The sequence below is a fragment of the uncultured Brachyspira sp. genome, from assembly GCF_934747485.1.
Taxonomy (GTDB): Bacteria; Spirochaetota; Brachyspiria; order Brachyspirales; family Brachyspiraceae; genus Brachyspira.
The window spans coordinates 12666-27633 of sequence record NZ_CAKVGN010000012.1 but is presented as its reverse complement, the minus strand read 5'-3'; the positions used below and the strand labels follow the sequence as shown (position 1 = coordinate 27633).

At 30.0% G+C, this 14968-nt stretch carries 13 protein-coding genes; 10 read left to right on the top strand and 3 right to left on the bottom strand.

Annotation, left to right across the window (positions count from 1 at the left end; all coding sequences use genetic code 11):
- Positions 1–11: 11 nt before the first annotated feature.
- Both Q0H31_RS03665 and fsa read right to left on the bottom strand, forming a co-directional pair.
- Positions 12–428, bottom strand: a complete 417-nt coding sequence (locus Q0H31_RS03665; protein WP_295295847.1) for a hypothetical protein — start codon at positions 426–428, stop codon at positions 12–14.
- Positions 429–502: 74 nt separating this feature from the next.
- Positions 503–1156, bottom strand: coding sequence for a fructose-6-phosphate aldolase (gene fsa / locus Q0H31_RS03660; RefSeq protein ID WP_295295845.1), 654 nt, complete (start codon positions 1154–1156; stop codon positions 503–505).
- Between the two features lie 120 nt (positions 1157–1276).
- Here fsa and Q0H31_RS03655 point away from each other — a divergent pair, with 120 nt between their 5' ends.
- The 3 genes from Q0H31_RS03655 (at position 1277) to Q0H31_RS03645 (ending at position 4757) form a co-directional block, all read left to right on the top strand.
- Complete coding sequence (locus Q0H31_RS03655) at positions 1277–1774, top strand: BatD family protein (RefSeq protein ID WP_295295844.1); 498 nt, start codon at positions 1277–1279, stop codon at positions 1772–1774.
- A gap of 12 nt (positions 1775–1786) precedes the next feature.
- Positions 1787–2770, top strand: coding sequence for an AAA family ATPase (locus Q0H31_RS03650; protein WP_147732040.1), 984 nt, complete (start codon positions 1787–1789; stop codon positions 2768–2770).
- A gap of 457 nt (positions 2771–3227) precedes the next feature.
- Positions 3228–4757: an aryl-sulfate sulfotransferase gene (locus tag Q0H31_RS03645; protein ID WP_295295842.1), complete on the top strand. Its 1530-nt coding sequence runs from the start codon at positions 3228–3230 to the stop codon at positions 4755–4757.
- Positions 4758–4952: 195 nt separating this feature from the next.
- On the opposite strand, the gene Q0H31_RS03640 is transcribed toward Q0H31_RS03645, so the two are convergent.
- Entirely contained in the window at positions 4953–6239 is a 1287-nt protein-coding gene (locus tag Q0H31_RS03640; protein WP_295295841.1) for a hypothetical protein, read from the bottom strand.
- Positions 6240–6730: 491 nt separating this feature from the next.
- Between Q0H31_RS03640 and Q0H31_RS03635 the strand changes: the two genes are divergently transcribed.
- From Q0H31_RS03635 to Q0H31_RS03605, 7 genes are all read left to right on the top strand, one after another.
- On the top strand, positions 6731–8365 hold the full coding sequence (locus Q0H31_RS03635; protein ID WP_295295839.1) for a Na+/H+ antiporter NhaC family protein: 1635 nt from the start codon (positions 6731–6733) through the stop codon (positions 8363–8365).
- Positions 8366–8544: 179 nt separating this feature from the next.
- Positions 8545–9351, top strand: coding sequence for a transketolase (locus Q0H31_RS03630; RefSeq protein WP_295295837.1), 807 nt, complete (start codon positions 8545–8547; stop codon positions 9349–9351).
- Positions 9352–9372: 21 nt separating this feature from the next.
- Positions 9373–10320 (top strand): transketolase C-terminal domain-containing protein, encoded by a 948-nt coding sequence (locus tag Q0H31_RS03625; RefSeq protein WP_295295835.1) that lies wholly within the window; start codon positions 9373–9375, stop codon positions 10318–10320.
- Between the two features lie 22 nt (positions 10321–10342).
- Entirely contained in the window at positions 10343–10813 is a 471-nt protein-coding gene (locus Q0H31_RS03620) for a PTS sugar transporter subunit IIA (RefSeq protein ID WP_295295833.1), read from the top strand.
- Between the two features lie 13 nt (positions 10814–10826).
- Entirely contained in the window at positions 10827–11111 is a 285-nt protein-coding gene (locus Q0H31_RS03615) for a PTS sugar transporter subunit IIB (protein ID WP_295295832.1), read from the top strand.
- A gap of 22 nt (positions 11112–11133) precedes the next feature.
- On the top strand, positions 11134–12402 hold the full coding sequence (locus tag Q0H31_RS03610) for a PTS ascorbate transporter subunit IIC (RefSeq protein ID WP_295295830.1): 1269 nt from the start codon (positions 11134–11136) through the stop codon (positions 12400–12402).
- Positions 12403–12584: 182 nt separating this feature from the next.
- Positions 12585–14924: a transglycosylase domain-containing protein gene (locus tag Q0H31_RS03605; RefSeq protein WP_295295828.1), complete on the top strand. Its 2340-nt coding sequence runs from the start codon at positions 12585–12587 to the stop codon at positions 14922–14924.
- The last annotated feature ends 44 nt before the right edge of the window (positions 14925–14968 follow it).

Here is a 14968-nt window from a genome sequence, read left to right as displayed (position 1 = left end):
AAAAATATCTTTTATTTATTAGAAAATATATTCTTTATATAATCATATGGAAGCATTGTGTTTTTATCTGTATAATAGAAATGTCCAATTGAAGCTGTGTCTTTTGAATATATTATAATATCATTTGGTATATTTTTATTTGTGCTTATTATATTTATTTTATAGCTATTACTGTTTTCTTTAATAATTGGTATTGTTTTATTTAGAGATATGCTGTTTAAGCTTTTTATAATAAAGTCTATATCGTTTGTGTTTGTAATATTCAATATTTTATTTTCATACTCTATACTAATTTTTTCTACGCTTTGAGGATAGCAATTTATACCGTTGATTGGTGTTTTGTACCATAATATCAGTATGATAATAATAAATAATGGTATTAGACTAACAAGTTTATTTATATTTTTTTTAATATTATTTTTTTTCATTGACTATAAATTGACTATAATAAAAAATTAGCTTTGCACTAATACTATATGCAAAGCTAATATAAATTTATAAATTATTTACCAAACACTGCTTCATAATCTTTTTTGAATTTTTCTATACCTTGGTCTGTAAGAGGGTGTTTAGTCATTTGTTCAATTACATTATAAGGTACAGTAGCAATATCAGCACCAGCTAAAGCACATTCTGTAACATGTATAGGGTGGCGAACACTTGCTGAAATTATTTCTGTTTCTATTGCATGAGTAGCAAAAATATCAGATATTGTTCTAATAAGTTCAAGTCCGTCAGTAGATATGTCGTCAAGTCTTCCTAAGAAAGGAGAAACATAAGTTGCACCTGCTCTTGCTGCAAGTAATGCCTGATTAGCTGAAAATATTAAAGTAACATTAGTTTTTATTCCTTCTTTAGATAATACTTTTACAGCTTTTAAACCTTCTACAGTCATAGGGATTTTTACTACCATGTTTTTATGTATTTTAGCGATTTCTCTTGCTTCAGCTATCATATCTTCTGCTTTTACAGTAGTGGCTTTCACCTCTCCGGAAATAGGACCATCAACTATTGTAGTAATTTCCTCTATTGTTTGTTTAAAATCTCTTCCCTCTTTTGCTATTAATGACGGGTTTGTGGTAACTCCGCAGATAACCCCCATCTCATTAGCTTTTCTAATTTCATCAACATTTGCTGTATCTATAAAAAATTTCATTACAATACTCCTGAAATATATTTTTATTAATTATATATTTAATTTTATTTAATTTCAATTTATTGCATAATATATCTAATTAGGTTGACTTTTTTGCGTTTTATTATAATCTAAAAAGCTATGAGATATTATATTATTTTGCTTATAATGATTATTAATACTACAGTTTTTTCAATGGTTTCTGTTGAGGGTAAGGTTAATAGAAAGAGTATATATAAGTGGCAAAATATAAAATATACTTTAACTTTTACAGGGGACGCTAATAGTTTTAAGGCAGAGGGGTTAGATGAAAACTCTATAAGCGATTTTGAAATAATAAATAAAAGAATAGAAAGTGAAACTATAGATAAAGAAAATACTGATATTAAAACTATATATAAAATAATATATACACTAAAGCCTATTAACAAAGGCAAATTAAAAATACCAGAATTAGAAGCTCGCTATTTTGAACTTGAGAGGGGAAATAATTTAATACCAAATGAAGAACCTTTGAGAGAATATAATATTAGAGTGTTTGGCAATTCATTTTTAATTATAATGATTGGGCAGTGGGTACTTATAGTTCTTATAGTATACTTATTATATAAATTTATAAAAAAACAGCATAAAAATTAAAATGGAGAGTTTATGACTAAAGATTTACAGGCTATTTCAGAAGCAGCTAATGCGGCATTAGATGTTGTGAATGCAGTAAAAGATGAAATTAAAAAAGTTATAGTTGGTCAAGAGAATATGATAGATAAGCTTTTGCTTGGCATAATATGTGATGGGCATGTATTGCTTGAAGGAGTACCGGGACTTGCAAAAACGCTTACAGTTAAAACTTTAGCTTCTACAATAGATGCAACTTTTAAAAGAATACAGTTTACGCCAGATTTGCTTCCTGCAGATATTATAGGTACAGAGATATATGATATTAAAAATTCAGTTTTCTTACCAAAGCAAGGACCAATATTTTCAAACATAATACTTGCAGACGAGATAAACCGTTCACCTGCTAAAGTACAATCTGCTTTGCTTGAAGCTATGGAAGAACATCAAGTTACAATAGGAGATAAAACTTATAAACTTCCAGAAGTGTTTTTAGTATTAGCTACTCAAAACCCAATAGAGCAGGAAGGTACTTATCCATTACCAGAGGCACAGGTTGATAGATTTATGCTAAAGGTAATTGTTAAATATCCTCTAAAAAGCGAAGAGAAAACTATAATAAAAAATATGTCTTCTTCAAAACCAGAGGAAGTAAAACCTATCACAACAATAGAAACAATAAACAAATTGAGAATATTAGCTAAACAAATATATATAGAAGATAAGTTATTAGACTATATAGTTAATATAATAGATGCAACAAGAAACCCAATAGAGTATAAGCTTAAAGAGGAGTATATTGATTATGGTGCTTCTCCGAGGGCTGGTATATATCTTACAAAGGCAGCTAAGGCTAATGCTATGATGAACGGCAGGGGCTTTGTGATACCGGAAGATATTAGGGCAGTTGCTTATGAGGTTTTAAGACATAGAATTAGTGTAAGTTATGAGGCACAAGCTGAGAATGTGAGCAGCGATATGATTATAGAGGAACTTCTTTCAAACATCAATGTGCCTTAAAACTATAGTATTTATTAAGTACTGCATTTTTTTAATCTAAATAATAGATGTAATATCTTACTAATTTATATTTAAAACCTATAAAGCTAAAATATTTGCACTTTTTGGTTCTTTGACGAAGTCCACACCGTGTAGCTGCGGGAAAAAGAACAACAAAAAATTAATATAATTATTTTTATATATTCTAAAAATTTTTAGCTTTTTTATTTTAGTTATTTGCAGGGCTTTGCCCCCTGCGAAGCGTGCCCGTAGGGTAGCACCACACTTCTTTTGCCGACGCTCTGCGTGCCTGCGGCAAGGCACCTACTCGGTGGTGTCCCAAAGAAGCAAAAGGACTGCATTTTTTTTACTATAATATTATTTTATATTTAATTTATATTTTAAAAGAACAACAAAAAAATTTACAAACTTCTAATTTTTTGGTATATAATATATATATTATATTTAGGTGCTGCTCATGAAAAACATTCTATTAACTTTTTTATTTAGTTTTTTCTTTATAGTAAACTGTAGTGCAAATGAAAAGGAGTTAGAAGAAAATATTATTGACCCAAATAAACTTACTCCGTTAGGTACTATAATATTAAACCCTTATGATATTGCTCCATTATCTGCTTCTTATGTTATAAGCAATACAAACAATTATCCAATAACTGTAACTGTTAAAGGGCTATACAATGAACCTGATATAATTCACAGCTATCCTGCTAATTACGGCAAAGAGTTTGAAATACATGGACTTTTCCCAGAGGCTACAAATACAATTATTATCAATGACGCTGGAAGAGAAATCATAGAAAATCATTATATAAAAAAGATTTATCATGATGATGTGTACATTGATTCAAAATATACTATAGAAATTAATAAGCTTACAAATGATGACGGCAATAATCCTGAATTATATTTTGTTCAGTATTTTAATGGTTGGTATCCTACTGCTACTATAGGTATATCAAAAAATGGTTATGTAAGATATTTTATTAAAGGAGTTACTGCTTCAAAGATAGCTATAGAGGGCAATAAGTTTTTAATATATCCTATGTATGAAGGCAAAATTTATAATATGCTTGGAAAGGAGCTTGTAAAATATCCGAGCAATTCTCATCATGACACTATAAAAAAAGATGATAATTATATTTATTTATCTGCAAGCAAATGGGGAGGAGATGATGAGATTACAGAGATTGACTTTTCTGGAAATATAGTTAGGAAGATGGCTTTTGCTTCTATCATAAGAGATATAGTGCTTCCTAATAATGATAAAAATGAAATAAGAATATTAAATAGAATAATATTTGATGAAAACAATATATTTACAGATGAAAACGGCAAACAAAAATCTATAGACTGGTTTCATGCCAACTCACTTGTTTATGACAAAGACACTGATATACTTTATATCTCTTCAAGGAATTTAGGAGTATTTGCAATTGACTATAGCGATTGGAAACTTATATGGTGGTTTGCAGATGAAAACTTAAACACAAGAACAGGAAATGCATATGGTCAGATTCCTTATAAAGACAGCTTAAAAGACTTGCCTTCATTAGATGCATACAGAGTAAAAGGAGATGCACTTACAGACGGACCAAAAAATCAGCATGCATTAATACTTTTAGAAAACGGAAACTTAGGCATGCTTGATAATCAGGGAGATGCCAACAGAAACTCTAAAGGCTCAAGATATGTAGAGTATAGTATTACAGGCGAGCATGGTTCTTATACTGCAGTTAAAACAGATGAGTTTAGAGATGCTTCGCTTTATTCGAGAATTACTTCAGATGCTGATATTAAAGAAAATAATTTGCTTTTAACATACGGCACTATAAAAACTATATTAGAAGTAAATAAACAAACCAAAGAAGTTTTATTTAAGGCTAAGTTTGATATGCCGAAATCTGAATTATATTATAGAGCAGATAAATTGCCTTTATATTATGAAGAGGGAAGAGAGTACTGTGAAGACGCCAATCTAAAGAATTAGTTGTTTAACATACATTTTTAACTAAAATATAATTTATATAATTAAATACTAATTTAATACTTGCACTTTTTGCAACTTTTTGCTGCGGGAAAAAGTTGAATAAAACAAAAATTTATGTAATAAATTATATGTTTAAAATTTTTAATTTAGTAATTTTTTTTAAAAATCTCATTGTGAATATTCTAATATAAAGAATTAATTATATATGCTTATAGATTTTATAGCCTCTATACATAATTCTTCGTTTTCTTTGCCATTGTATGTAAACCATGCAAGAAGTGCTAGCTTTTTTGAAACTGCTACTACAGTAAATACATAATCATCATTATCTATAGATTTTTTATATACAGCAGATTTTATATTTTTTATTTTTATATCTGTGAGGTCGCCTTTTTCTTCTTTCGTTACATCCATTTGTTTTATAACATATTCCATTATAGCATCAATTTCATCGTTAGCAAAAGAATATACCTGCATTGCAATGTATGTATGTATGTTTTTAAACTCTACTAAAGTTTTATCATCTCTGTAAACATTAAAACTCATAGGAAGAGAAATATTAAATCCTCCTGCAATAGAATATCTTGCATGCTCTTTTCTAAATCCAATATCTGTATTAACCATTTGAATATTATTTTTCTTATTGGCTTCTATAAATTTAGCTAAATTATCATCGTCCAAATAGTATGCTATATCAGAAAGTATTTTCCAAGGATATGGCAGTGTTTTATCTTTTTTGTATGCCTCTTGAAAACAGTAAATTATTTTTTTATATACATCTCTCTCTTTATCATCTATAATCTCTCTAAATGGGAAATAAAGCCATATAATACTATTTAAACTTTTAAACCAAAAATCAGCATTAATCTCTTCATCATTCCAAATAAAAAACTCTCTTGCAAAATTATATTTATCTTCTAAAGGAGCATTAACTAAATTATTAAACCAAGATTTTCCCCAATACCCTAAAGGAGAAAGAGCATAATATTCTTTTTCTATCATAGGATAATCATAAGGCATAGATATCATAAAGTCTTTAAACTCTTCATTGGCAAGCAAACTCTCTGAATATTCATTTAATGCAGCAGCAAAGAAATTTTTTAGTTTATCAAATTTTTTTTCTTTAAAATATCCGCTATAATCTTTATATGTTTTATCTTCTTTAAATACAATATCTAATCTTGTTGAAATTCTGTCTAATACAGAAATGATAAATCTATGATACCCAGCACCCAAAATTCCGCTATTAATAGTTACATATAATGTACCTTCTTTATATTCAAAATACACAGGGTCAGCAGATGGGTGAAAAGAGTATATCAATGTACTTGAGTTTTCTTCATCTAATATAGAATATTCTGAAAGCATAACAAGAGGGTTAATATTTACTTCATTTAGAGATGATACTATTGATTTAAATAGTCTGTCTTTTGTAGGAAGAGCCCTATTAAATTTAGCACTAAGTAAAAACTCAATATTCATAAAATTTATATATACATATTATAATATCATATATAATAACATTTTTTATTAATATATCAATATACATTTAGTAGTTGTTTTGTTATGAAGTTATAAAATTAAAGATTATATATAAAATAATTTAGATATGTACTAAAAATTTTTATGTTTATATATTAGGTTCAAATATTTGCACTTTTCGCGAAGCATAGGCTATAAAAAGTTTATAATATATTTATAAAAATAAATGAATTAAAAAATATAGTTGTTTTATATAAAAGTATTATACTATTTGTATTGACAAAGTTAATATTTTGTAGTAGAATCAGTTACTATAAAAAGAAAGTAGGAAAATGATGAATAAATTTAAGAAACAAAATAAACCTCTTATCGTTTGGGAGTGTTAAATTATTTATTCATTATTCGTAGTTTAGCAATTTAAAAGCTCCCTTAAATATAGGGGGCTTTTTTATTTGAATGTAATATATAAAAAAATAGGAGTTACTCAAAAAATGGAACATTACGGTTTATTTGGTATTATACCGCCGCTTTTGGCTATAATACTCGCCCTTCTTACAAAAGAGGTAATAATCTCTTTAACGGTTGGTATACTTTCTGGTACTTTAATACTCGCACATGGCAACATATTTACTGCTATTACCATATTTACAGATAAAGTTGCCGCTATGACTGGGGATTCTTGGAATGTGAGAATACTTTTGTTTTGTGCTTTGCTTGGTGCATTTGTTAGTATGCTGTCAAAAACAGGTGCTACTAAGGCTTTTGGTTTATGGGCTAGCAAATACCTTAAAACTAAAAAGAGCGTATTAATATTTACTTGGTTTTTTGGACTTATTATATTTATAGATGATTATTTTAATAGTCTTTCTGTGGGTACTGTAATGCGTCCTGCTTTCGATGAAAAAAAGATTTCGAGGGCTAAACTTGCTTATATATTAGATTCTACTGCTGCTCCTGTTTGTATACTTGCACCTATATCTACTTGGGTTGTAACGGTGATGAGCTATATTAGAGATTCTGAGGGGTTTGAATCTTTGAATATGAGTGAGTTTATTTTCTTTATAAAGATGATACCTTATTCTGTTTATCCGCTTTTAGCTTTGGCTTTTGTAGTATTAATTTCTTTATTTTTTAAAGATTTCGGACCTATGAAAAGAAGCGAAGACGATGCTGCTAACGGCAAATTATTTAATGAAGATTTATACGGTGCTTGTCCGGGTAATTTAGAAACTATTTCAGGAGACAGTGCTAAATGGTATGACATGGTTATAGCTATAGTGGTATTAATATTAGTTTGTATAGTGATGTTTCCTGTTACTACATATATGGGATTAGTCGGCTCTGACGGCATAGAGAGTCTATCTCAGGCTTTTAACAGCACTACTATTACAAATGCTTTTATACAAACAGATGCTTCTAAAGCATTATTTTACGGAGCTGTTATTTCGCTTATAATAATGTATATTTATTATGTTGCAAGAAAACTTCTTAATGTACGCTCTGCTGGAAATGCCATAATGGAAGGTATAAAATCTATGGTGCCTGCTTTGGTAGTATTAGCTTTAGCTTGGACTATAGGTAATGTTATAAAATCATCACCAGAAGACGGCGGTTTAGGTTTAGCTTCTTTCCTATCAGAGGTTGTTAAAGGAGGCGGTTTCCCTCTTTGGCTTCTTCCTGCTATTGGTTATTTGCTTGGCTGTGTTATAGCTTTCTCTACTGGAACAAGCTGGGGTACTTTTGCCATACTTATTCCTATAGTAATACCTATTGCTACAGGGCTTGCTAATGCTAATGGTTATACAGGAGAACAGCTTTTGAATGTACTTCTTATTAGTGTAGGTTCTTTGGTGTCTGGTGCTGTATTTGGCGACCACTGTTCTCCTATATCTGATACTACAATACTTTCTTCTACTGGAAGTAACTGTCCTTTGCTTGAGCACGTTAGCACACAGCTTCCTTATGCAAGTTTGGTAGCTATTGCTTCATTTATAGGTGTTATAATTGGAGGTATTACTCTAAATCCTTTTATTGCTTTATTAACAGGATTTGTAATAATGTGTATAATGGCGATATTTGCTCCTAAATTTTATGATAAAAAAATAGTCAATACATTAAAAAAGTAACTATTTAACAATATTAATAATTGAGAATCCCCTGATATATATTATTAAGGGGTTCTTTTATTATATAAAATATATTGTATTGAATTTTTTTTACAAATCTATATAATTAAATTTTGAAATATAAGCTAATTATTTGTTTTTAATAATTCAATTTTAGCATTAAATTGGAGGATTTTTTAATGAGTTCTATAGAAGAATTAGAAAAAAAAGCTAAAAAATGTAGGCAAACTCTTGTTCAAATGGTTTATGATTCAAAAGGTGTTGCCCATTTAGGCGGATCTTTATCTGCTATGGATATGGCTGTTGCTGTATATGACAAATATATCAATTTGAAAGACAGCAATAGAGTTCGTTTTGTATTATCTAAAGGACATGTTGTTGTTATGCAATATGCTATATTAGCTAATCTTGGAATCATACCTATAGAAGAGCTAAAAACATTAAAGCATGTTAATAGCCATCTTCAAGGACACCCAGATATTAACAAAATACCAGAAACTGAAATGAATACTGGTCTTTTGGGTCAGGGCTTAGCTGTTGCTATGGGTATGGCTTATGCAAGAAAATTTAATAATAACACTAATAAAATATTTGCTTTATGCGGAGATGCAGAACTTCATGAGGGTCAAATTTGGGAAACCGTTCAGCAGGCTGCTCATTTCAAATTAGATAATTTAGTAGCTATTATAGATAATAACGGCTTATCTTCACATGACCCGGTTAATGAAGTTATTAATTTAGGTTCTTTAGAAGATAAATTTAATAGCTTTAATTGGAATGTTATAACAGTAAAAGACGGAAACAATATGAAAGATGTTGTTGAAGCATTAGATAAATTAGATAAATTAAGCGGAAAGCCTGTTGCTATTATAATGAAAACAATAAAAGGCAAAGGTGTTTCTTTCTTGGAAAATAACCCTAATTGCCATTCTTTAACTATAAGCGATAAAGATTATGAGCAAGCAAAAAAAGATTTAGATATGTAATAAAAAAGGGGAATAAGATTTATGATAAACATAGAAAAAACTTCTGCTCCTAGAGCGATAATAGGAAAACATTTAACTAGTTTAATAGAAAAAAATAATAAGATTATAGTTATAGATAATGATTTAGGTACTTCAACATCTTCTTATGATGTAACTAAAACTTTTCCAAAAAATTATTGGGAATTGGGTATTGGAGAGCAAAGTTCTTTAAGTGCCGCTACAGGTTTAGCATTGGAAGGAATGTTTCCTGTATATGTTAATTTTGCTATATTTGCTACTGGTACTATATGGACTCAAATTAGACAGGCTGCTTACACTAAAGCTAATCTTAAAATAATAGCTACTCACCCAGGTTTGGACGCTGGTCCTGACGGAGCAAGCCACCAAGCTACACAAGATATGGCTTTAATGCGTTGTGTACCAAATATGAATGTGCTTCTTCCGCTTGATGAAAATGATGTTAAATCTGCTATCAGCTATGCTCTTAACAACAAAGGTCTTTATTATGTAAGAGTATCAAGAGAACCTGTACCTATAATTTATAACTCTCCTGAAGAAGCTAATTTCGATATTACAAATAAAGAAATAGCTAAAACAGGCGATGATGTTGCTTTATTTTTTGACGGTTCTTCTTTTGAACAAGCTATAAATGCTGCTAACTTATTAGAGAAAAATAATATTACTTATCGTTTAATTCATGTTCGTTCTTTAAAGCCATTAGACAGCAAAAACATTATAGAGAATGCTAAGAAAGTAAAATGTGTTGTAACTTTAGAGAATCACAGTGTTATAGGTGGTTTGGGAAGTGCTGTAGCTGAGGTGCTTGCTGAGCATAAAGATGCTGCTCCTTTAAAAATAGTAGGATGCAGAGACACTTTCACTGAATCTGGTAAATCTACAGAATTAAAAGCGAAATACGGCGTATCTGGAGAAAATGTTTTAAATAGAGTAAAAGAAATAATAAAATAAAATTAATAAAGGATATTATTTTATGTCTGGTTTAGTGGATATGCTGAAAGAACTTGATTCTGTTAATGTTATTGATAATATTAATAGTTGGCAGGAGGCAGTTGAGGAATGTTTTAAGCCTTTGCTAAAAAAAGAATATATTAGTAAAGAGTATATACAAAAGGTTATTGATGCCGGTAAGGAACTTAATTTTTATTATCTTATAGGCAAACATTTGGCTATGCCTCATGCTAAAAGAGAATCGGGCGTTTTTAAAAACGGCATTACTTTGCTCGTAATAAAAAATGGAGTTAATTTTGAGAATCATTCTAATAATCCCATTTATTGTTTAATAGGTTTGGCTGCTGTGGATAATGATTCGCATATTGAGATTATGTCTGATATATTAGAGATATTTGGAAGCGAAGAAGATGGGGTTGTGGCTGGTGAATTAAAAAATATGAACTCTAAAGAAGATATTATTAATTATCTTTTAAATAAAAAATCTAATTAATAAGGAGATTTATATGTTAAAATTTATAGCAGCTTGCGGATCTGGTTTAGGATCATCATTAATGGTTTCTATGAATATATCTAAGGTTTTAAAAGAGCTTGGTGTAGAAGCCGAAGTAGAACATAGCGATATATCAAATGCGGTATTTAAAAATGCTGATTATTATGTATTAGGAAGAGATGTTGCAGAATCATCAGCAGTAAGTTCTATAGATAAAGAAAAAATAATAGTGCTGCAAAGCATATTAAGTGTAGATGAATTAAAAAACAAAATAAAAGAAAAACTTAATATTCAATAAATAATATTTAGGAGTTTGTATAATGGTATTAAAATTTTTAGTTGACTTACTTAGCCAAGCTTCAATACTTGTAGCTTTATTTACTATGGTAGGTCTTATTTTATTGAAGAAGCCTATTAATGAAATAATAGCAGGCTCTATGAAGTCTTTGATAGGTTTTATTTTGCTTGGTGCTGGTGCTACAGTTATTACAACTTCATTAGCCCCTTTTGGAAATATGGTAGAGGTTGCTTTTAATGTTCAAGGTGTTGTACCTAACAATGAAGCTATAGTATCTTTAGCATTAACACAATATGGTACTCAGGTTTCTATGGTTATGATACTTTCTATGATATTTCATATAATCATAGCTAAATTTTCACCTTTAAAATTTATATTCTTAACAGGACACCATATATTCTACATGGGTGTAATGATTACTGTTATATTAGCAGTAGCAGGCTTAAGCGGTGTTGCTCTTATAATAGCTGCTTCTTTAATAAATGCTCTTGCTATGAGTATTTCTCCTCTATTAAGCTATTGGGCTATGCCTAAAGTGTTGGGAGACAGCACTAGTCAGGTTGCTTTAGGTCACTTCTCTAATGTTACATACAGTATTTCTGCTCTCATTGGTAAATTAATAGGCGGAAAATCTCCTTCTGTTGAAGATTTAAAATTGCCTAAGGGTTTAAGTTTCATGAGAGACAATATACTTGCTATAGCTTTAACTATGTCTATTATTTATATAATAGTTGCTGTTGCGGCTGGAAGTGCTTATATAGAAAAAGAGTTATCTAATGGTCAGAATTATTTAGTATTTGCTCTTATACAGGGTGTTACTTTTGCTGCCGGCGTTTCTATAGTATTGTCTGGTGTTAGAATGATATTAGGTGAAATTATTCCTGCTTTCAAAGGTATATCTGAAAAGATTGTTCCTAATGCTATACCTGCTTTAGATTGTCCTGTAGTATTCCCTTATGCTCCTAATGCTGTTTTAATAGGATTTATCACAAGCTTTATAGGCGGATTAGTTGGTTTGGCTATACTTGGTGCTGTAGGAGGAGTTTTAATTATACCCGGTGTTGTACCGCATTTCTTTGTTGGTGCTACTGCTGGCGTATTTGGCAATGCTACTGGAGGAAGAAGAGGCTGTATTATAGGTTCTTTCATTAATGGTCTTCTTCTTGCTTTCCTTCCTATTGTGCTGCTTCCTATACTTGGAGATTTAGGTTTCCAAAATACTACTTTCAGTGATGCTGACTTCGTTGCTGTGGGAGGTATTATAGGATTTATCACTAACTTGATAAAATAAAAAATTATATAATTATAAACAAGGGCATCATATATTATTATAGATGCTCTTTTTTTATACTTTTTACTATATATATTAGAAATTTGTTTTCTATAAGATACAAAAAAATTGCTATATATTAACTTGCAAAGTTAATTATATCATAGTATTATATTAAAAAATATTATGTTAATTGGTGTATAATGGTTACTAAAGATAAAACTATAAAAAAGAAAAAATCAAAACTTAAAAAATTTATAATAAGCATATTTATTATCGTACTTTTAATTGCTGCCGTCGGCGGTATAACACTTAGTCTTTATGTTGGAAATATATATAAAGATTGGGTTTCTAAAAGAGACCAAAGTATGGCTATGCTTGAGGAATACTATAATATAATAGTAATAAGAGGAAATGAAAAAAGAATAAGATATTTTAATCCTCTAAATCCTTTTGGTGATTCTCCGCCTACAAAGATTTATGATAAAAACAATATACTCATAGGTGAATATATGCCTCCAGCTTATGAGGTTGTAAATGTAGATGATATTAATCCGCTTTTGGAAAAAACGCTTCTTTTAATGGAAGACCAAAAATTTTATTCGCATAAAGGAATAAATTATTTTAGGTCTGCATATTTAGCAATACAAACTGTTTTAACAAGAAAAATAGTAGGAGGGGGCTCCACTCTCACACAGCAGTTAGCAAAATTGTTATTTACAAAAAGTGAAAGAACAATAGAGAGAAAATTATTTGAAATGTTTGCTGCAAGAGAGATTGAAGCTAAATATACAAAAAAAGAAATACTTGCTATGTATTTTAATACTGTTTATTTGGGTGATGGAAACTATGGTTTTGAGGCTGCTGCTAATTATTATTTTCAAAAGCCTTTAAGACAATGCAGGTTATTAGAATTTGCTATAATGGTTGGCATGCTTCCTAACCCTACATACTACTCTATAGTAAATAATCCTGACAACAGCAGAAAAAAAGTTGAACAAATTTTATCAAGACTCGTTAAAAATAAAGTTATAGATGAAAATACTAAAAATGCAGAATTAGAATTATTTGACCAAAAATACACAAACATTAGCAAACAAGTTAAAGGTGCTCAGTGGAAAATGACAGTAAACAGAACACCCTATGCTAATGAATATGTAAGACAAGAATTATTAAACTATTTTAATAAAGATGAGCTTGCATTATCTGGGCTTAAAATATACACAACAATAAATGAAAGGTATTATAGAGTGGCAGATGCTGTGATGAAAGAAAAGATAAGAAATCTTCAGGCATCTACTTCCAACAGAAGCTATCAAGGTGCAATGGTTTCTATAGACCCAAAAACAGGCGGCATACTTGTAATGATAGGAGGAGACGGATACACTTTGCAAAATCAGTTTAATAGAGCAGTACAGGCAAAAAGACAAATAGGAAGTGTAATAAAACCTTTTATATATTTGTATGCATTTGAAGGAGGTGCTCAGCCTTTTTCTACTATGCTTGACACCAATTACAGCTACCCTCAAGGTCCCGGTAAACCTGCGTATTCTCCAAGAAATTTTAATAGAAGATATATGGGCGAAATTACTTTGGAAACTGCTCTAACAAAATCTATTAATACTGTTGCTGTTAAACTATTAAATGATATAGGTCTTACATATTTCGTTGATCATGCAAGAGAGTTTTTTGGAAATGATGCATACATACCAAATGCATTGTCCATTGGTTTAGGTACTATAGAGATGAGTCCTTTAGATTTGGCTACTGCTTACGGCGGGCTTGCTAATAATGGAATTAGATACAATAACTATATAGTAGATAAAGTAATAGATATAGACGGCAATGAATTAAGCGTAACTGCTCTTGCAGATAGAACACCCAAAAAAATAAGTTCAACTTCTCAAGCATCATATTATTTTTTAAACTCTACTCTTCAAAAAGTAATAGCTCCCGGAGGCACAGCATATAGAAGTGCTAATACCTATGGTTTTAAAAGTCCTTCATATTCTGCTAAAACAGGTACTACAAGCGAGCATAGAGATAACTGGTTTGTTGCTTATAATGATGAGATTGTAACTGTTGCTTGGATTGGAAGCGATAGAAATGATGTTCTTCCTAATAATGTTACGGGCGGTGCTACTACTGCTTTAGCTACATTTCAATATTTAGATGCTATCACTCCTTTAGATAAAAGAGAGTTTCATTGGAAAGTGCCGGAAGATGTATTTATTGTAGAGATTTGTCAGGATTCAGGACTTCCTAGAAATCATACTTGTGTTAATACCACTCCTCTTACTGTAGGAGGCAATATTGACCTTAGCACTCAATGCAATATTGACCATATAAGAAGCGGTACAAGAAGAAATAATAGTAATGATATGAATAATATTATAGAGGAGGAAGAAGATTACTATTATTATACTCCATTAGATGAAAATAATGATTACACAAATGAAAAACCTAATGGCGGGCAAAACAATATATACACACTTCCAGAAGAAGTAATATATGACCCTACTGTTGGTAATATAAGAAGCTAAAAATTAAAGGGAGCTTTATAAACTCCCCTTATTTCTAAATCTTA